General features: G+C 68.8%; 17 protein-coding genes. 6 read left to right on the top strand and 11 right to left on the bottom strand.

The genetic code is table 11. The annotated features are described in order from the left end of the window. Positions 1-327 precede the first annotated feature (327 nt). From ACWGPE_RS05640 to ACWGPE_RS05600, 9 genes are all read right to left on the bottom strand, one after another. On the bottom strand, positions 328-633 hold the full coding sequence (locus ACWGPE_RS05640; RefSeq protein ID WP_452048301.1) for a hypothetical protein: 306 nt from the start codon (positions 631-633) through the stop codon (positions 328-330). Further along, positions 599-1,603: a DUF5677 domain-containing protein gene (locus ACWGPE_RS05635; RefSeq protein ID WP_452048300.1), complete on the bottom strand. Its 1,005-nt coding sequence runs from the start codon at positions 1,601-1,603 to the stop codon at positions 599-601. The genes ACWGPE_RS05640 and ACWGPE_RS05635 overlap by 35 nt, the downstream gene beginning before the upstream one ends. Before the next feature lie 182 nt (positions 1,604-1,785). After that, complete coding sequence (gene dnaB / locus ACWGPE_RS05630; RefSeq protein ID WP_231429262.1) at positions 1,786-3,159, bottom strand: replicative DNA helicase; 1,374 nt, start codon at positions 3,157-3,159, stop codon at positions 1,786-1,788. Between the two features lie 547 nt (positions 3,160-3,706). Further along, on the bottom strand, positions 3,707-4,159 hold the full coding sequence (gene rplI, locus ACWGPE_RS05625; RefSeq protein WP_231429261.1) for a 50S ribosomal protein L9: 453 nt from the start codon (positions 4,157-4,159) through the stop codon (positions 3,707-3,709). Positions 4,160-4,170: 11 nt separating this feature from the next. Further along, a complete protein-coding gene (rpsR, locus tag ACWGPE_RS05620) occupies positions 4,171-4,431 on the bottom strand; it encodes a 30S ribosomal protein S18 (RefSeq protein ID WP_231429260.1) in 261 nt (86 codons plus the stop codon). A 68-nt stretch (positions 4,432-4,499) separates the two neighbouring features. Then, positions 4,500-5,018: a single-stranded DNA-binding protein gene (locus ACWGPE_RS05615; protein WP_231429259.1), complete on the bottom strand. Its 519-nt coding sequence runs from the start codon at positions 5,016-5,018 to the stop codon at positions 4,500-4,502. Positions 5,019-5,023: 5 nt separating this feature from the next. Further along, the gene (rpsF, locus tag ACWGPE_RS05610) at positions 5,024-5,395 is read right to left on the bottom strand and encodes a 30S ribosomal protein S6 (protein WP_275506992.1); all 372 of its coding nucleotides are present in this window, start codon (positions 5,393-5,395) and stop codon (positions 5,024-5,026) included. 268 nt (positions 5,396-5,663) lie between these two features. Next, positions 5,664-6,623 carry a hypothetical protein gene (locus ACWGPE_RS05605; RefSeq protein ID WP_452048299.1) on the bottom strand — a complete coding sequence of 320 codons (960 nt, stop codon included), beginning with the start codon at positions 6,621-6,623 and terminating at the stop codon, positions 5,664-5,666. Between the two features lie 218 nt (positions 6,624-6,841). Beyond that, positions 6,842-8,278, bottom strand: a complete 1,437-nt coding sequence (locus ACWGPE_RS05600) for a CCA tRNA nucleotidyltransferase (RefSeq protein WP_275506990.1) — start codon at positions 8,276-8,278, stop codon at positions 6,842-6,844. A gap of 76 nt (positions 8,279-8,354) precedes the next feature. Between ACWGPE_RS05600 and ACWGPE_RS05595 the strand changes: the two genes are divergently transcribed. The 6 genes from ACWGPE_RS05595 to ACWGPE_RS05570 all read left to right on the top strand — a co-directional run bounded on the left by ACWGPE_RS05595 (position 8,355) and on the right by ACWGPE_RS05570 (position 16,451). After that, positions 8,355-10,820 (top strand): DUF6049 family protein, encoded by a 2,466-nt coding sequence (locus ACWGPE_RS05595; RefSeq protein WP_452048298.1) that lies wholly within the window; start codon positions 8,355-8,357, stop codon positions 10,818-10,820. Further along, positions 10,813-12,429, top strand: a complete 1,617-nt coding sequence (gene murJ / locus ACWGPE_RS05590; protein WP_231429254.1) for a murein biosynthesis integral membrane protein MurJ — start codon at positions 10,813-10,815, stop codon at positions 12,427-12,429. The genes ACWGPE_RS05595 and murJ overlap by 8 nt, the downstream gene beginning before the upstream one ends. Positions 12,430-12,571: 142 nt before the next feature. Next, complete coding sequence (trxB, locus tag ACWGPE_RS05585; protein WP_231429253.1) at positions 12,572-13,546, top strand: thioredoxin-disulfide reductase; 975 nt, start codon at positions 12,572-12,574, stop codon at positions 13,544-13,546. Between the two features lie 63 nt (positions 13,547-13,609). Further along, complete coding sequence (gene trxA, locus ACWGPE_RS05580) at positions 13,610-13,933, top strand: thioredoxin (protein WP_231429252.1); 324 nt, start codon at positions 13,610-13,612, stop codon at positions 13,931-13,933. 142 nt (positions 13,934-14,075) lie between these two features. Further along, positions 14,076-15,428, top strand: coding sequence for an aminotransferase-like domain-containing protein (locus ACWGPE_RS05575; RefSeq protein ID WP_452048297.1), 1,353 nt, complete (start codon positions 14,076-14,078; stop codon positions 15,426-15,428). Between the two features lie 51 nt (positions 15,429-15,479). After that, positions 15,480-16,451 (top strand): D-alanine--D-alanine ligase family protein, encoded by a 972-nt coding sequence (locus ACWGPE_RS05570; protein ID WP_231429250.1) that lies wholly within the window; start codon positions 15,480-15,482, stop codon positions 16,449-16,451. Between the two features lie 85 nt (positions 16,452-16,536). On the opposite strand, the gene ACWGPE_RS05565 is transcribed toward ACWGPE_RS05570, so the two are convergent. Together ACWGPE_RS05565 and ACWGPE_RS05560 are read right to left on the bottom strand one after the other, a co-directional pair. Continuing rightward, a complete protein-coding gene (locus ACWGPE_RS05565) occupies positions 16,537-17,520 on the bottom strand; it encodes a ParB/RepB/Spo0J family partition protein (protein ID WP_231429249.1) in 984 nt (327 codons plus the stop codon). Then, the gene (locus ACWGPE_RS05560) at positions 17,520-18,413 is read right to left on the bottom strand and encodes a ParA family protein (RefSeq protein WP_275507034.1); all 894 of its coding nucleotides are present in this window, start codon (positions 18,411-18,413) and stop codon (positions 17,520-17,522) included. Before ACWGPE_RS05560 ends, ACWGPE_RS05565 begins: the two co-directional genes overlap by 1 nt. Positions 18,414-19,735 lie beyond the last annotated feature (1,322 nt).

Here is a 19,735-nt window from a genome sequence, read left to right as displayed (position 1 = left end):
CACGTTTACTAAACCGATACAACAGCACCACGGCGCCCGCGTCAAGGACTACATCTATTTGGGCGCGTCCAGATCTGGAAGCGCTTGCTGCGGCATGCTCCCCCTGTCGGACGAGGCAGCGGATAAGGCAGCAGCTATGCAGTGCGGATCGTGTCCTCGATCCTGCTCGCAGCTGACGACTACCGCGAACCGGTGGCAATCACCGGGGCGCTCGACGAGAAGGGACCGGCAACCTCGCGGTCATCTATGACCGGTTCGTCGTCGTTGTCGACGTCGTTGAACTGACGGCACAGGGTGGCGAGATCAACGTCACCGTCCAGTTGAGCGTCAATCTGGCCGCCGCTGTTTGTCGATGAATCGGGCAGCGTGACGCACCTGTCGCAATGTCACGCCCGTGTACTTGTCGGGCCGGATCACGAGCACGGCTGGTTCGAGCCCGGCGCGCGCCAGACCTCGCATCAACGTCGAACGCACAGCCATATCGTCGATCCAGACGACGGTTTCGACGCCAGTAGCGGCGACCGTCTTGACAATCGAACGGGCTCGCCAGCCTCGATCCCAGTCGTCCTCGTCCGGCAGGTATGGGGCCTCGAATCGACTACCCAGGCGGAACGCCCTTGAACGCATCGACACCGCGCATCGCAAGATCGGCGAGGGCGGCACCGGTAAGACAGATGAGCTTGCCGAACTCATTGAGCTCCGGTTCGAACCCCATGTGCGTTGCCCCTGCGACGACTGCGATGGAGCGTAGGGTCGGTACAGCGACCGTGGGGATCTCGTCAGTCCTCGGACCAGCCAGGAGTTCGACGCCGTTGCGCAGAACCGATGTACGAACTGCTCCCGCGTCGCCGTGCACATGTCCGTGAGCGCCATGTTGCACGAGGAGTCGCATGTTGGACTGTCGCGTGAGTTCTTCGAGTCGCGTGAACGTTGGCTCCAAGTACTTCCCGTCCCGTCTGCGCTTCATCAGTGGCGTCGCCCAGGCGTACGGTCTAGCGAAGCCCATTGGCTCATCGGCCAGCGTGTGAGCTCGAGTGAGATCGGCCACAAGCGCCATACGCTCGGCGCGCTCCTCGTCTGATGGCGCGTCCGGATGAGGCTGCCGATAAAACTCCTCCAGTCGCGTGAGCTGGGTGACAATACCGTGGTCTAGGTAGCGCCTCGCGATTTGCGCGCCACCTTCAGCCACAGCAATGGCTGTCACCGCAGTCTCGTGGAGCGCCCGCCAGCGAGCGGCCGCCCCCGCAAGGTAGCCAGCGCGCAGGAGTTCACGAATCTCCCTTAGGGTCAGCGTCGCCGCACATTGGAGGAGCAACAGAGCTTCGCGCGTGTCTGAATGGGCATCCTTGAGCTCCGAACGGGGAAACATGAGCGCCGCGCTCTGCTCCATCGAGTTGATGACCGCGTCGACGACGGTCCAGCCACGAGCCCAGATATGGGAGATATCCTCGGCAAACGCCGTGTCCTTCTCTGCGCGGGCTTGACGACTCTCGCGCGCGGCACGAAGGAAGTCCTCAGCGAGCAGTGGCGCAGTCTCCATCAAGAAGGCACGCTGTCGCCTGAACTCCTCGGGCTCGTCCTCTGCCGTCAGCGCATCGTTCATATGGCCTGTAGTTCCCGACGGTGCGGATCAGTCGCGCTCCCCATCTGAGAGTCTGCCCCTTCACTGAGAACCTACATCGAGCTCACCGCCACGCTCCGCCATCTAGGTTGTCCCAATCGCCAAACGGGACAATCTACGTGGCGCTAAGACAACCTAGTCAGTCACCCGTCAAAACGGCCCGGCTACACCTGCACCATGTCGGCGAACCGCGAGAAGTGCCCGTGGAAGGCGACCGTGATCGTACGCGTCGGACCGTTTCGGTGCTTCGCCACGATCAGGTCGGCCTCGCCGGCACGGGGGCTGTCTCGCTCGTAGGCGGCCTCGCGGTGCAGCAGGATGACCATGTCGGCGTCCTGCTCGATCGAACCCGACTCGCGCAGGTCGCTGATCGCGGGCATCTTGTCGGCACGCTGCTCGGGGCCACGGTTCAGCTGCGACAGCGCGATGACCGGCACCTGCAGCTCCTTCGCGAGCAGCTTCAGCGCACGCGAGAACTCCGACACCTCTTGCTGGCGGCTCTCGACGCGCTTGCCGCTCGTCATGAGCTGCAGGTAGTCGATGACCACCATCTTGAGCCCGACGCGCTGCTTGAGCCTGCGGCACTTCGCGCGGATCTCGACGAGCGTCATGTTCGGCGAGTCGTCGATGTAGAGCGGGGCATCGTTGATGCGACCGCGGGTCGAGGCGATGGTGGTCCAGTCGCGCGAGTCGACGGTGCCCTTGCGCATGTTCTGCAGCGGCACGGATGCCTCGGCCGAGAGCAGGCGCATCGCGATCTCGCTCTTGCCCATCTCGAGGGAGAAGAACACGGCAGGCAGGTCGTTCGTGATCGCCGCAGCCCGAGCGAAGTCGAGCGCGAGCGTCGACTTTCCCATCGCGGGTCGGGCGGCGACGATGATCATCTGCCCGGGGTGGAAGCCGTTGGTCAGGTCGTCGAGATCGGCGAAGCCGGTCGGCACGCCGACCATCTTGCCGTCGGTGTGCTTCGCGGCCTCGATCTCGTCGATCGCGACGCCGATCGCGTCGGAGAGGGGCACGTAGTCTTCGGTCTCGACCGAGCCGGTGACCGAGTAGATCTCGGCCTGCGCGTTGTTGACGAGGTCGACGACCTCGCCCTCGCCCTGGTAGCCCATCTGCACGATGCGGGTGCCCGCCTCGACGAGGCGGCGCAGCAGCGCGCGTTCGGCGACGATCGAGGCGTAGAAGCCGGCGTTCGCCGCGGTCGGCACGAGGCTCGTGAGCGTGTGCAGGTACTCGACACCGCCGGCGCGCTGCAGGTCGCCCGTCTTCGTGAGCTCGTCGGTCACGGCGATGACGTCGGTCGGCTCGCCGTGCGAATAGAGCGTCAGGAGGGCGTTGAAGATGACCTCGTGCTTGGGCACGTAGAAGTCGACGCCGCGGATCGTCTCGATGACGTCGGCGACCGCGTCTTTCGAGAGCATCATGCCGCCGAGCGCGCTCTGTTCGGCGAGCAGGTCGTGCGGCGGAACGCGTTCGCCCCGTCGGGCTCCCTCGTCGTCGACCGGTTCGGCGAGCCCGATGTGCGCGATCGACAACTTGGTGACCTCCGATTCGGCTCGGGCGGGCGAGCGACCCGCGCCCGCTCTTCAGCCTCGCCGTGACCACTGACATGGACTCGGCGACCGCGAGAGAACCATCTGATCGAGGGACGCTGCTTCACGATATGGAAGGCTCGTCCACAGCACAAGCCAGCCTGTGGATAACTCTGGGGAGAATCTGGGCGAAACGCCGACCAACATGTGCACTCAGCCTGTGGACAACTGTGGAATTCTTGTGAATTACACGGGTTGAATTCTGACTTGATCAGGGATTCAAGAATTCCACACCTGTGGGGGAGAACTTCTTTTCGAGATCTTCACACACGGTTCTCCACCTGTGTACAACCATCTCAGGAAACCCGCATGCGGGGTTGCGGCCGACCATCGAACGGGTGTAGAAAACGCGACCCTTCCGACGGTCTCCGAGCGCCCCGCCACGGGGGACGCCGACGCCGTGCCGCGCCCGCCCGAGGCATCCCCGAAAACGACGAAGCGGCGGCCGGGAGCCGAAGCTCCCGACCGCCGCTCGCGATCGTTGCGAAGGCTACTTCGCGGCGACCACCTGGAGGGTGATCGTCGCGGTGAGCTCGTCGTGCAGACGAACCGTCGCCTCGTGGTCGCCGACCGACTTGATCGGCGACGGGATCTGGATCTTGCGCTTGTCGACCGTGCCGAGGCCGGCGGCCTCGACCGCAGCCGCGACGTCCGACGTCTTGACCGAGCCGAAGAGACGGCCGCCGAGGCCGGCCTTGACGGCCAGCCGGACCTTGCCCTCTTCGAGCTTGGCCTTGAGGGCCTGAGCGTCTTCGAGCGAGTGCAGCTCACGAGCGGCACGCGCCGCCTTGATCTGCTCGACCTGCTTCTCGCCACCGCGGGTCCACGGCGTGGCGAAGCCCTGGGGAACCAGGTAGTTGCGCGCGTAGCCGTTCTTGACCTCGACGACGTCGCCGGCCGTGCCGAGGCCGGTGACCTCGTGCGTGAGAATAACCTTTGCCATTGTCGTGCTCCTTAGCGGCCGGAGCCCGAGTAGGGCAGGAGGGCCATCTCGCGCGCGTTCTTCACGGCGCGGGCGATGAGGCGCTGTTCCTGCACGGAGACGCCGGTGATGCGACGGGCACGGATCTTGCCGCGCTCCGAGATGAACTTGCGAAGGGTGGCGACATCCTTGTAGTCGATGACGCCGACCTTGATGGACTTCGCGGGGGCGGCGTTCTTCGCGCCCTTGCCGCCGCGAGGCTTGCGGCGGTCGCCGCTGCTCTTTCCAGCCATTTCTGATCCTGTCTAGATGTTGCGGGTGTCGGTGGGCGGCCCGGCCGCCTCACTCACCCGCGTGAGTGTTAGAAGGGCGTCTCGTCGCCGTAGTTGGTGCCGGGGGTGTTCCACACGTCGCCGCCGCCGCCCTGAGGGGCGGAAGCCGGCGCGCTGGGAGCCCACGCGTCGTCGGACTGGCCGCCCCCGAAGGAGCCGCCGCCGCCGACCGCACCGCGGTTCGACTGCGCTCGAGTGACCTGGGCGGTCGCGTACCGGAGCGAGGGGCCGATCTCGTCGACCTCCAGCTCGATGGTGGTGCGCTTCTCGCCTTCCTTCGTCTCGTAGGAACGCTGCTTGAGACGCCCGGAAGCGATGACCCGAGAACCCTTGGTGAGCGATCCGGCGACGTGCTCGGCGAATTCACGCCAGCAGCTCGCGCGCAGGAACAGCGCTTCACCGTCCTTCCACTCGTTCGCCTGACGGTCGAACGTACGAGGAGTGGAGGCGATGGTGAAGTTGGCAACCGCCAGACCGTTCTGCGTGTAGCGCAGCTCGGGATCTGCAGTGAGGTTGCCCACCACGGTGATGATGGTCTCGCCGGCCATGGGGACTAGGCGTCCTTCTTCGCAGCGGCGGCGGCCTTCTTGGCGGCCTTCGCCTCCTGCGCCTTGGCGTACGCGGCGACCTGGGCGATCGCCTCTTCGGCGCGGAGCACCTTCGTGCGCATGACGGCCTCGCTGAGGTTCAGCTGGCGGTCGAGCTCGTTGGTGGTCGCCGACTCGGCGGTGAAGTCGACGACGGCGTAGATGCCCTCGGACTTCTTGTTGATCTCGTAGGCCAGGCGACGACGTCCCCAGATGTCGACCTTGTCGACGGTGCCGCCATCGTTACGGATGACGTTGAGGAACTTGTCAAGGCTGGGAGCAACGGTGCGCTCGTCGATCTCGGGATCGAGGATGACCATCAGCTCGTACTGGTGCATGACTAACCCACCTCCTTCGGACTCAGCGGCTACAGGATCTCTGCAGCAGGAGGGTTGTGCATACGTCGCGTCGTGGAGGCCGCGCAATGCGGCACACGGGCAACCTGTCAATGGTAACGGATGCCTCGCGCTCGCGCCATTCGAGCCCGCACCCGCACCCGCACCCGCACCCGCGAATGTTCCCGTTTCGACCGAGCGTCGCCGCGAGGGGGGTACTTCTCGGCTGGAAAGGCCACACTCGTGCGGTGCGAGCGGAAGAGCAACACCGTCACCGCCGCTCGCGGAGCGGGCGCAGCCCCGCACGGCGGAGTTCGGCGTCGAGCAGTGGGGGCCGTACGGCCGCCGTCCAGTCCCAACGGGCTCCGAACGGGCGATGATGACGCACGCGGTTCTCACGCTCCTTCTCGAGCAGCACCGCCTCGGCCGTCGTGCGCCCCTTCAGGTACTCGGGCCGAACGTACTTGCCGCGTCCGTCGAATTCGCCGAACACCCCGAACTCCGTCCAGTCGAAGTCGACGATGTCGCGACCGCCTCCTGGTCGTGGGAATGCGACCTGCAGCTCGGGTGCCGGGTAGCCGAGCAGATGCATGTTCGCGCGACTGACCGATTCACCGGGCGAGCCCGACCTGGGGTCGCCGAACGCCACGGCGATGCGCGCCGAGCGCACCCCGCGCCGCCCGGGAATCGCCTCGATCGCCTCGAGCAGGTGCTCGCGCGAGACGCCCGCGAGCGCCGGATGATGCGGATGCATCGTCGCCGCGCCGAGCGCCACGTCGACGACCGCGACCGCCGCGGCGAACGGGAGCGCCCGTACGAGGTCCACGACGGTTCGCCGGAAGCTCGTCACGAGGAACCCGTCGTGCTCGACGGTCTCCTCGTCGGCGACCGGCTCGTGGTGCCACGTGACGCCGTTCTTGCTGCGGACCCCGGAGCGCTCCGGCGCGACGAGATGGACGGCGCCGTGGTGCGGGCCGACGATCGGCAGGCCCCAGACGACGCCGGCCGACACGTTGCAGAGCACCGCATCGACTCGCCGCGTCTCGAGCACGGCGCTCACCCTCATCAGGTATCGCTCGTCGTGTCCCGCCGACCGCCACGTCTCCGAGTTCACGAAGACACCGCGGCGCAGGCGCGTGAGCTCGCCCGAACTCGCTCGCGGGTCGCGTCCTTCGAGCGCGAGCGCCCGCGTCGTGACGAGCTCTGCCCGGCGCCGGTCCGTTGAATCCACGCCGCAACGCTGGCACGAATCGCCACCTCCGCCCGCGACTGAACCCGCTCCGTGCACCGTCTGGCCGAAGCATCCGGTGTGGAGGACCAGTGACGACGACGCGTGCGCGGCGAGCGTTGCCGGGCCCGCCGAAGGTTGCCGGTCTCGCCGCCACGCTCGGTCGAAACGGTCACACTCGCGTGGCCGCCGCGCGGCGCGCGCTGCGCGCCCGGCGCCCGCTACTGCTCGCGCGCGGCCCACCAGGCGAGCAGGCGCTCGCGCGCGGCCTCCTCGCCGATCGGACCCTCGTCGAGCCGCACGTCGAGCAGGTACTTGTACGCCTCGCCGACCACCGGGCCCGGCCGGATGCCGAGCGCGGCCATGATCTGCTGGCCGTCGAGTTCGGGCCGTACCGAGGCGAGCTCCTCCTCCTCGGCGAGCCGGGCGATGCGCTCCTCGAGGTCGTCGTACGCGAATGCGAGCTGGTCGGCCTTGCGGCGATTGCGGGTCGTCACATCGGCCCGCGACAGGATGTGCAGGCGCTCGAGCTGCTCGTCCGACCCCGCGTCGCGCACGTAGCGGCGCACGGCCGAGTCCGACCACGAGGCATCCGCGTAGCCGAAGAATCGCAGGTGCAGCTCGACGAGCCGCCCGACCGCCGCAACGGTGTCGTTGTCGAACCGCAGCGCCCGCAGGCGCTTCTTCGCGAGCTTCGAGCCGACGACGTCGTGGTGGTGGAAGCTCACCGCCCCGCCCGACTCGTACCGGCGGGTGGCGGGCTTGCCGATGTCGTGCAGCAGCGCGGCGAGGCGGACGACGAGGTCGGGCGATTCGAGCACGCCGCGCGAGATCTCGTAGTCGATGGCCTGCTCGAGCACGGTGAGGCTGTGCTCGTAGACGTCCTTGTGGCGGTGGTGCTCGTCGCGTTCGAGGCGCAGCGCCGGCACCTCTGGCAGCACGCGATCGGCGAGCCCGGTGTCGACGAGCAGGCGGATGCCTCGGGCCGGCGACCTCGTCGACAGCAGTTTCGACAGCTCGTCGCGAACGCGCTCGGCCGAGATGCGGTCGATCTCGGGTGCGAGCGCCGACATCGCCGAGAGCGTGCCCTCCTCGACGTCGAAGCCGAGCTGGGCGGCGAACCGTGCGGCGCGCATCATGCGGAGCGGGTCGTCGCCGAACGACTGCTCGGGCGCGGAGGGCGTGCGCAGCACCCCGGCGAGGAGGTCTTCGATGCCGCCCGACGGGTCGACGAGCTCGAGCCGGGGCAGGCGCAGCGCGAGCGAGTTGACGGTGAAGTCGCGGCGGGTGAGGTCGCCCTCGAGCGAGTCGCCGAAGACGACCTCGGGCTTGCGCGACTCGCCGTCGTACGAGTCGGCCCGGTACGTCGTGATCTCGACGGTCTCGCCGGCGATCTTCGCGCCGATCGTGCCGAACTGGCGGCCGATGTCCCAGTGCGCCTCGGCGATCGGCTTGACGATCGCGAGGATCTCGTCGGGCGTCGCATCCGTCGTGAAGTCGAGGTCGTTCGTGGACCGCCCGAGGAAGGCGTCGCGCACGGGCCCGCCGACGAGCGCGAGTTCCCGTCCGGCGCGCTCGAAGGCGGCCGCGAGCGGTGCGACGGTCGGCGAGGCCGCCGACTCGGCCAAACGGTCGAGGGCTGTCGCGACACTCTGCATGCCCCCTATGTTAAGCGGGCGTCGTGCGCCGCCGTTCCGAGCGGATGCCCCGCCCCCGACCCGTAGAATCGCCTGCATGGCAGCCGACTCGACCCCTGCGCGCGCGCGCGGCGATCGGCTCACCCACCGTCGGGGCGTCGTGCTCGGCGTCGCCGCCGCCTCGGTGATCGCGGTGATCGCCGCCCCCCTCGGCGCGCTCGCCCTCTCCGGCGGAGCCTCGTCGGCCGGGATCGGCGACGCCGCCTCAGCGCAGGCACGTGCGCAGGCCGAAGCCGTTGCGTCCGCCGAGGCGGAGGGCGTCAGGCTGCACCTCGCGCCCGCGACGTCGACGACGATCGACCCCCGCAGTCCGCTCACCGTGCAGGTCGAGCTCGACAACGCCACGGCCGAGCAGCTCGCCGCCGGCACGCTGCGGCTGACCCGGGCCGAGGAGCCGATCGACGACGCCGACGAACTCGACGCCTGGTTCGGGGTCGGCGACGGCACGCCGCCGTCCGCCGTCGAGCTCGGCACGGCCGAGTCCCGCGCGACGAGTGCCGGCGGATCGACCACGGTCACGTTCACGGTCCCGTCGAGCGCGCTCGGTGACCCCACAGCGCCCGTCATCGGGCTCGGCGCGGAGCTCGTCGTCGACGGCACGGTCGTCGCGACCGGCGCCGACGCGTTCGCGACGCCCACGGGCACCGCCGGCGCGAAGACCACGGTCGCGTTCGCGTATCCGCTCACCATCCCCGAGCAGACGACGGGCATGATCGACGCCGCGACCCTCGAGGAGTGGACGGCGCCGCTCGGCCTCCTCAGCCGGCAGCTCGACGCCGTCGCCGACCGGCCCGTCGCCATCGGCATCGACCCGCGCATCATCGCGTCGATCCGTGCGCTCGGCAGCGCCGCTCCCGAGTCGGCGACCGCGTGGCTCGCACGGCTGGGCACGGTCACGAACGAGATCTTCCCCCTGGCCTACGCCGACGCGGATGTCGCGCTGCAGGCGCAGCTCGGACTGACCACGATGCTCGCGCCCACGAGTTTCAGCGACGTGCTCGACCCGTCGTCGTTCACGACGCCGATCGAACCCGAGCCCGGCACGGATGAAGGCGAACAGGCGCCGATCGACGAACCGACGCCCACGGCCGACGCGACCGTGCCGGCCACCCTCCCCGCGACGACGACGCCCACCGACGGCCCTGCCGACACGCCGACGCCGACGCCGACCGAGACGCCGGCGGTGCCCGGCGAGGTGCCATCGACCGAGGCGCTGCTCGAGTGGCCGTACACCCGCACCGATCTCGCCTGGCCGGCCGACGACACCGTCGCCACCGGCGACCTCGGCCGACTCGACGCCGCCGGTCTCACGACGACGATCCTCGCTCCCGGCAACGTCGCGCCCACCGACTCGGCCGTCTCCGCGACGGCCTCGATCGACGGCTCGACGGCACTCGTCGCCGACGCGAGGATCACCGCGCCGTTGCGCGAGGCATCCGCTGCCGGAAGTGACACGGCGTGGCGCTCGGCGACGGGGCAGCTGCTCGCCGAGTTCGCCGTCGCGCCGGCCGCGGGCGGGCCGGCCCTGCTCGCGACCTTCGACCGCGATGCGGGCGAGCACTCCGTGCGGGTGGCCGCGACGCTCGGGCAGCTGACGAACGACGCGTCGGTGCAGCCGACCGGCCTCGCCGGAGCGATCGGGGCTCCGCCGGTGGCGCGCACGCTGGTCGACGAACAGGAGGACCCGCAGCGCACGACGACCGCTCAGCGCATGCTCGACCTCGAGGCCGAGGTGGGCCAGTTCTCGACCGTGCTCGACGATCCGCGCCTCCTCACCGGCCCGGTGCGCCGCGACCTGCTCGCGCTGTTCGACGTCGCCTGGCTCGCCGACCCCGCTGCCTGGGACGCGGCGGCCGCCCAGTGGCTGGCCGACCGCCGAGCGACGCTCGCGGGCGTCTCGGTCGTGCCGTCGTCGAGCGTCAACATCTTCGCCCGCGAGTCGCCGTTGCCGATCACCGTGCTCAACGCGCTGCCGTACCCGGTGACGGTCGTCGTGTCGGCGGACCCGTCGAACGGTCGCCTGGTGGTCGAGGAGAGCGTCACCGAGACGATCCCCGCCGAGTCGCGCAGCACGGTGCAGGTCCCGATCGCCGCCGGCGTCGGCCGCGGCGAGGTCACCATCGCGATCTCGCTGGCCTCCCCGACCGGGGTCGCCATCGGCCGTACCGTCTACATCAGCGGCAACGTCCAGGCCGACTGGGAGGGCCTCGGCGCCGTCATCCTGGCCACCGCCGTCGTGCTCTTCTTCGGGTTCGGCATCTGGCGCAACATCCGCCGCCGGCGCAAGCAGCGCGCGGCCGAGGCGAGCAGTGCGATTGCGGAGAGCGGGGTAGCGAAGTCGGCGGAGGCCGGCGGTGCCGCCGACGCGGCGGAGATCGCGGATGCCGCGGCTGCGGTCGAAGCCGGCGACGATGCCGGAGAACGCGAAACCGCCCGAGCCGGTGTCGACACCGCAGAGCGCGCCGACGAGACCCAGGACGACGAGGACCCGAAGCGTGACTGACGACCATATCGGCAAGGCGAGCCTGTTCCTGGCCTCGGGAACGCTCGTCTCCCGCATCCTCGGGTTCGTCAAGGCGATCGTGCTCGCGGGCACCATCGGTGTCGTCAGCTCGGTCAGCGGTGACGCGTTCGCCGTGGCGAACGGGCTGCCGAACACCGTCTACGTCATCGTCGCGGGCGGCGTCCTGAGCGCCGTGCTCGTTCCGCAGATCGTCCGTGCCTCGGCACACGCCGACGGCGGAAGCGGCTACATCAACAAGCTGCTGACCCTCGCGATGGTGATCCTGCTCGGTGCGACGGTCGTCGCCACGGCACTGGCCCCGCTGCTCACCACGCTCTACGCCGGCACGAACAAGACGATGCTGCCGCTTGCCATCGCCTTCGCGTGGTGGTGCATGCCGCAGATCTTCTTCTACGGCCTCTACACGCTGCTCGGCGAGGTGCTCAACGCCCGCCGCAGCTTCGGCCCGTTCACCTGGGTACCGGTGCTCAACAACGTGGTGGCCATCGCCGGCCTCCTCGTCTTCGGCCTGATCTACGGCTTCGACCCCGACGGCCAGCGCGAGGTCGCGGACTGGACGAGCGGCATGGTCGCGCTGCTCGCCGGCTCTGCGACGCTCGGCATCGCCGTGCAGGCGCTCGTGCTGTTCTGGTTCTGGCGTCGCGTGGGCCTCCGCTTCCGGCCCGACTTCGCCTGGCGGGGCGCTGGCCTGCGCGCGGCCGGCAAGCTCGCCGGCTGGACCTTCGGCATGCTGCTGCTCACGACCTTCGCCGGCATCGTGCAGTCGCGCGTGCTGTCCATCGCGTCCGGCTACGGCGCATCGGTCGCAGCAGTCGACACCGCCTGGCTCGTCTTCATGCTGCCGCACTCGGTCATCACGGTCTCGATCGCGACCGCCTACTTCACGCGCATGAGCGAACACGCCGCCCGCGACGATCTCGGTGAGGTCCGCTCCGATCTCTCCAGTGCGATTCGCGGCGTCCTCGTCATCCTCATGCTCGCGGCAGCAGGACTCATGGTCGTCGCGTACCCGTTCGGCGCGGTGTTCCAGACCGGACTGGCCGCGGCATCCGCGATCGGCAACATCCTCATCGCCTTCGCCCTCGGACTCGTGCCGTTCAGCCTGCTGTTCGTCGTGCAGCGCACGTTCTACGCGCTCAACGACACCCGCACGCCCTTCTTCTTCACGCTCTTCCAAGTGGTCGTGTTCACGATCGCCGCGTTCACCTGCCTCATCCTGCCGCTCCCCTGGATCGGCGTCGGCGTCGCGCTCGCGACCACCGTCGCCGTCATCGCGCAGTTCATCCTCGCGACACTGCTGCTGCGTCGTCGGCTGACCACCCTTGACGGTCGACGGATCGGGGTGGCGATCGTCCGCTCGCTCATCGCGCTCGTCCTCCCGGTCGCCGCGGGCCTCGTGCTGCTCGTCGTGCTCGGCGGAACCAGCCAAGGCGGTTTCGCCGTGTCCGGCAGGTTCGGCGCCATCGTCTCGATGGTCGTCATCGGTGCCGTGATGTCGGCGCTGTACTTCGGCGGCCTCTGGCTGCTGCGCTCGCCCGAGTTCCGCGGCTTCGCCGAACCGGCACTCGCCCGACTCCGTCGGCGCTGACGTCCGGGATCGCGCGTCGGCCGCGGCATCCGTCACACGGGCGTCGCGTTCGGGCCGCCGGAATACGCGACGCCTAGACTGTGTTGACCATGGCGTGACATCCGGATGCCTCGGATGCCACTTGCACGAGAGGGAGCACCCGTTGCGCGACATCATCATCATCGGTTCGGGCCCGGCCGGGTTCACCGCCGCGATCTATGCGGCCCGCGCGCAGCTGAAACCCCTGCTCATCGCGAGTTCCGTCGAGATCGGCGGTGAGCTCATGAACACCACCGAGGTCGAGAACTACCCCGGCTTCCCCGAGGGCATCATGGGCCCCGACCTCATGACGGCGTTCCAGCAGCAGGCCGAGCGCTTCGGCACCGAGGTCGTGTACGACGACGTGGTCGAGCTCGAGCTCGAGGGTCCCGTCAAGCGCGTCAAGCTCGGCAACGGCGGCGTCGAAGAGGCGCGCACGATCATCTACGCCACGGGCTCGGCCTATCGCAAGCTCGGCCTGCCCGAGGAAGACGTGCTCTCCGGCCACGGCCTGTCGTGGTGCGCGACCTGCGACGGCTTCTTCTTCCGCCAGAAGACGATCGCGGTCGTCGGCGGCGGCGACTCGGCGATGGAGGAGGCGACGTTCCTCACCCGCTTCGCCGACAAGGTCTACGTGATCCACCGCCGCGACTCGCTCAAGGCGTCGAAGATCATGCAGCAGCGGGCCTTCGACAACGAGAAGATCGAGTTCATCTGGAATGCCGAGGTCGCCCGCCTGCTCGGTGAAACCGCCGTGACCGGTGTCACGCTGCGCGACACCGAGACCGGCGCGGAGCGCGACCTGCCGCTCGACGGCCTGTTCGTCGCGATCGGCAACGACCCCCGCACGCACCTCGTGCACGGCAAGCTCGACTTGACGCCCGAAGGCACGGTCGCGGTCGCCGGCCGCAGCTCCAAGACGAGCATCGAGGGCGTGTTCGCCGCCGGCGACGTCATCGACCCGCACTACCGCCAGGCGATCACCGCCGCCGGTTCGGGCGCGGCCGCCGCGCTCGACGCCGAGCACTACCTCGCCTCGATCGGCAACGAGAACGCGGCCGAGGCCGTGCTCGAGAGCGAGTTCGCCGTCGTCGACTGACACGAGGCATCCCATCGACACCGGATCAGCCGGTATCACGACGTTTCAACCAAGGAGAACGCAATGAGCGCACGCGCTGTGACCGAGGCCACCTTCGAGCAGGAGGTGCTCAAGAACGACAAGCCCGTGATCGTCGACTTCTGGGCCGAGTGGTGCGGGCCGTGCCGCGCGGTCAGCCCGATCCTCGACCAGATCGCGACCGAGCACGCCGACAAGATCGACATCGTCAAGCTCAACGTCGACGAGCACCCGAGCCTCGCCATGAAGTACCAGATCACCGCGATCCCCGCGTTCAAGGTGTTCCAGGGCGGCGAGGTCGTCAAGAGCTTCGTCGGCGCCAAGCCAAAGCCGGCCCTCGAGGCCGACCTCGCCGCCTACATCTCGTAGTCGGCGGTCGCATCGTACGAAGGACCCGTCCGGCACCAGCCGGGCGGGTCCTTCGTCGTAGCGGGATGCCTCGTGCCGCGTGCACCGCGCTCGGACACGGGCTCCCGTAACCCGTCGATCCGCCGGTTCTCCGGCAACTAGCATGGAACTCCTGAGCAGAACGGATAGCGCAGTGACCTCTGACGGCGTCCCCCAGCGGACCGGCAACAATCTCGACCCCTGGTACGCGAATTACGCCGAGCGAGCCGCCGGGTTCGCCGCCTCAGAAGTCCGGGCCCTCTTCGCCGTCGCCTCGCGCCCCGAGGTCGTCTCGCTCGCCGGCGGCATGCCGTTCGTCTCGGCGCTGCCGCAGGACCTGATCACGTCGTCGATGGACAAGGTCATGCGCGAGCAGGGCCCCGTCGCCCTCCAGTACGGCGGGGGAGCGGGCGTTCCGGTGCTCCGCGAGCAGATCCTCGAGGTGATGGCGATCGAGGGCATCGACGGCACGGTCGACAACGTCGTGACGTCGACCGGGTCGCAGCAGGCGCTCGACTTCGTCGCGAAGCTGTTCCTCGATCCTGGCGACGTCGTGCTCGCCGAGGCGCCGTCGTACGTCGGCGCGATGGGGGTGTTCCGCTCCTACCAGGCGTCGGTGGTGCACGTCGCGATGGACGAGAACGGGCTCATCCCCGAGGCGCTGCGCCAGACCATCGCGCACCTGCGCGGGCAGGGTCGGCGCATCAAGTTCCTGTACACGATCCCGAACTTCCACAACCCGGCCGGGGTGACGCTGTCGGCCGAGCGCCGGCCCGAGATCCTCGAGATCTGCCGGGCGAACGAGATCCTGGTGCTCGAGGACAACCCCTACGGGCTGCTGCACTTCGACGAGCCGGCACCGAACGCGCTCCGTTCGCTCGACCCCGAGGGGGTCATCTACCTGGGTTCGTTCTCGAAGACGCTCGCGCCCGGGTTCCGTGTCGGCTGGGCACTCGCGCCGCACGCGATCCGCGAGAAACTCATCCTCGCGGCCGAGTCGGCCGTGCTGTCACCGTCGTCGTTCAGCCAGCTCGTCGTCTCGGAGTACCTCGCCACCGCCGACTGGCGGGGCCAGATCGACACCTTCCGCGGCGTGTACCGCGAACGCAAGGATGCGATGATCGAGGCGCTGGGGGAGTACCTGCCGCAGTTGTCGTGGACGAACCCGAACGGCGGGTTCTACGTGTGGGTCACGATGCCCGATGTCCTCGACTCGAAGCAGATGCTGCCGCGCGCGGTCAAGGAACTCGTGGCGTATACGCCCGGAACGGCATTCTTCGCCGACGGCCGCGGTCGTCACGCCATGCGCCTGTCGTTCTGCTACCCGACGCCCGAGGCCATCCGCCTCGGCGTCCGCCGCCTCGCGACGGTCGTCAACGGCGAACTCGACCTGCTCGACACCTTCGCTGGAACGGGCACGCTGCGGCTGCCGCTGACCCCAGGCGTCGAACAGGCGCCCCCATCCGACCTCAAGTAGCCCGCGAACCAAACCGTCACGTCGATTCGAGCACTGGAGAAACCCCTGATCATGAGCGAATCTGCTGGTCTTCTCGTCGTCGTCCTCGCCGGCGGCATCTCGCATGAGCGCGACGTCTCACTTCGTTCCGGGCGACGCGTCGCCGATGCGCTCACGGCGGCCGGGCACCGCGTGGTCCTGCGCGATCCCGATGCCGGGCTCCTGCCGTACCTCGCGGCCGAGCGTCCCGATGTCGTATTCCCCGCGCTGCATGGATCGAGCGGAGAGGACGGCTCGCTGCTCGACCTGCTCGCCGCGCTCGACCTCGCGACCGTGGGCTCGACCGGTGCCGCCGCCCGGCGCGCCTGGTCGAAGCCGGTCGCGAGCTCACTGGTCGCGGGCGCCGACGTCGCGGTCCCCGAGTCGATCGTGCTCTCGCACGAGGCCTTCCGCGAACTCGGTGCGGCGAGCGTGCTGCGGGTCGTGCGCGAAAGGCTCGACGGCGACCTGGTCGTGAAGCCCGGCTCCGGCGGATCGGCGCAGGGCGTCTCGATCGTCGACCACCCCGACGCGCTCGCTCGCGCGATGGTCGAAGCCTTCACGTACGACGACATCGCCGTCGTCGAGCGCCGCATCGTCGGCACCGAGATCGCGATCACGGTCGTCGACACCGGCGACGGGCCGGCGACGCTGCCCGCGGTCGAGATCGAACCGACGGCCGGGGTGTACGGATTCGACGCGCGGTACAACGCGGGGGAGACCACGTTCTACGCACCGTCGCGACTCGGCGACGACGCACTCGCGAACGCGACGGCGGCCGCGATCACCGCACACTCGACCCTCGGACTCCGCGACCTCTCGCGCGTCGACTTCATCGTGGATGCCGCGGGCACACCCTGGTTCCTCGAGGCGAACGTGCTTCCGGGGCTGACCGAGACCTCCCTCGTCCCACTCGCGATCGAGGCATCGGGATCGACGGCCTCGACGTTGTACAGCGAACTCGTGCGGGCGGCGCACACTCGTCAGGCGGCTCGGCGAGCGTGACGAACGAGGGCCCGTTCCACTGGAACGAGCCCTCGAAATCGACGGTTTTCAGTTCGTCAGGAGCCATTCTCCCGACGAGTCGTGATCACACGCCGTCGAGTTCCTCGCCCAGCTCCGTGAGAATCCGGCGAAGGTCCTGAACGGTCGCGAAATCGATGCTGATCTGGCCTTTTCTGGCACCCAAAGCGATCTTGACCCGCGTGTTGAGCCGATCGCCGAGTCGGGTCGCCAGATCGTCCAGGAAGTCCTGTCGCTTGCCGGCGGATGGCTTCACTCGCGCGGCCGCCTTCGGCTCCTGCGAGGCGATCGACTCGGCGGCGCGCACCGAGAGCTCTTCGTTCACGATCTTGTCGGCGAAGCGCTGCATCTCGGCGGCGTCACCGACCGAGAGGATCGCGCGAGCGTGCCCGGCGGTGAGCACGCCGGCTGCCACGCGGAGCTGCACGGGCTCGGGGAGCTTCAGCAGGCGAAGCGTGTTCGAGATCTGGGGACGCGAACGCCCGATGCGGTTCGCCAGTTCCTCCTGCGTGATGCCGAAGTCGGCCAGCAGCTGCTGGTAGGCCGACGCCTCTTCGAGCGGGTTGAGCTGCGATCGATGCAGGTTCTCGAGCAGCGCATCGCGCAACATGTCCTCGTTGGCGGTGTCCTTGACGACCGCCGGGATGGTGTCGAGGCCGGCGGCCTTCGTCGCACGGAGCCGACGCTCGCCCATGACGAGCTCGTACTTGCCGGGCTGGTCGGGGTGCGGGCGCACGACGATCGGCTGCAGCACGCCGAACTCTCGCACGCTGTGCACGAGCTCGGCCAGATCGTCGGGGTCGAAGACACTCCGCGGCTGCACGGCATTCGGCACGATGTCGTTCGGGTCGAGGCGCGCAAGCCGCGCACCGGGAACGGTGACCAGCTCTTCGGCGGACGCCGCTTGCTCGACCGCAGCCACCGCCGTGGCCGGCGTCGAGTCGGCGTCGGGGAAGAACACATCGACCGGGCGATTCGCCCTCGTGCTCTCATCGACTGTCGGAATGAGCGCGCCGATGCCCCGCCCGAGTCCGGTTCGCTTGCTTGCCATCAGTTCGACTCCTCGGTCTTCGCAGCGCCACGTCGGGCGATCTCGGCTGCCGCCTCACGGTACGAGAGCGACCCGCTCGACGCGAAGTCGTAGCTGATCACGCTCTGGCCGTAGCTCGGTGCCTCCGACACACGAACCGATCGGGGAATGATCGTCTCGAGCGTCTGGGTGGGGAAGTGGTCGCGAACCTCCTGCGCCACCTGCTGTGCCAGGTTGGTGCGGGAGTCGTACATCGTGAGCAGGATCGTCGAGAGTCGCAGCTCGGGATTGAGGTGCTTCTCGATGAGCTCGATGTTGCTGAGCAGCTGCGAGAGCCCCTCGAGTGCGTAGTACTCGCACTGGATCGGGATGAGCACCTCACGAGCTGCCACGAACGCGTTGATCGTCAGGAGTCCGAGCGACGGCGGGCAGTCGATGAAGACGTAATGGTACGGCTCGTCCATCGAGGCGAGGTGGGCGTCGAGCGCACGGCGGAGTCGCTGTTCGCGGGCGACGAGCGAGACGAGCTCGATCTCGGCGCCGGCCAGGTGGATGGTCGCCGGCACGCAGTCGAGGTCGTCGTGCTCGGTCGACGGCTGGATGACCTCGGCGAGGGGAAGGTCGGAGACCAGCACCTCGTACACGCTCTTCTTCTCCGAGCGGTGGTCGACGCCGAGGGCCGTCGACGCGTTGCCCTGCGGGTCGAGGTCGATGACGAGCACTCGGGCTCCCGAACGCGCAAGCGCGGCCGCGAGATTCACCGCGGTCGTCGTCTTGCCGACGCCGCCCTTCTGATTCGAGATGGTGAGCACGCGAGTCTGCGCCGGACGGGGGAGCACAGCCTCCTCGAGCGCGATGCGCCGACGGGTCTCGTCGGCAAGTTCGTAGGCCAGGGGAGTTCCTCCGTGATCGATCGATGTTTCACGTGAAACATCGGTGGTGGCATTGGGCTGCGTTGCAGGCGCTGCGGGCGCCTGCGCGGATGACTCGGTGGGCGCCGCGTCCTCGGCGGGAGTGGTCGGCTCGGCGGGAGCGCTGGTCTCAGCGAGCGCCACGTCAGGCGCGACCGCCACGGCCGGCACCTCTTCCTCGGGCGCGGGCTCCTCGGGCGCGGGCTCCTCGGGCGCGGGCTCCTCGGGCGCGGTCGCCGCTGCGACCTGCGACATCGGTGCCGCCGTGAGTTCGACCTCGGCGAGCGGCTGCTCACCGATTCGTGCAGTTCCGTCGCTCGCGGGAGCACGCTCGATGTCGTCGGTGCCCGCCTCGGCGACCGGCGATGGTGCGCTTGCAGCGGCCGAACGCTCGTCGGGCTTCTCTTCCCGTACCGCGACAGGCTCGGCGTTGGGGTCAGCGTGCAGCGCCGTTGCGGTGTCGACCGCGGCGTCTCCGACGATTTCGCGGATGAGGTCCTCGAGCAAGCGGTCGGGCCCGTGATCGGCATCGAGAGGGTGCCCGCTCGAGCCCTCCGTCCGCTCGCCCTCGTCGGTCAGCGCGGCCGCGGTCGCGGCATCCCAATCGATCGCCGCTGACGGCCGCGGATCCGCTGGGTACGCATCGACACGCGATTCGGGAGCCGCCGGAACGGCCTGGTGCGGACCTGCACTGATTGGCGGCTCGGTCACCGACGCTGCGAGTCGTTCGATGCCGGACGTCTGCTGTCCGGGCGGCAGGTCAGCCGGGGGAGTCGAGCTGTTCGAACCGCTGCCCTCAGGGGTCGGGTCGACAGGCGGTTCATTCTGGTGGGAACGTCGACGATGGAACCATCCTCGTCCTCCACCAGGTGTCATGCCGTCGTCTCCCAACCGCCGCCGATCGGCCGCAAGTGGATGTCGCGACCCGAGAGTCAAGCTTAACCGTCCCGACCGACCAGCGCCCGCGAAACCGCGGTTCGAGAGAAGACTGCGCTCACCGGTGCTGCCGTTTCACGTGAAACAGCGCGGCGGGTGCACTGGATGCTCAATGTTTCACGTGAAACGCCACCAGATCGTCCCTCAGCTGCCGACGCTCGGAGTCCCCGATCCGGGGCAGGTCGCGTGGCCCGCTCGCCCGAGTCACCCGCCGCCGGCGGCTTTGAGCGGAGCGGTGTCGAGGGCGCACCAAGACGAGTGGCAAGTGCGGCGATCGTCATCCCGCCTGGCCGGGCGGCATCGACGTCGGCGTGCCCGTGAGTCGCCGCGTGCCAACACGATGTCGCGAACCGGATCAGGCTCGGCTCTTCGCGTGAGGTGCTCGACCA

Source organism: Agromyces sp. NPDC055658 (genome assembly GCF_053618155.1).
This window is presented reverse-complemented; position numbering and strand designations above follow the sequence as displayed.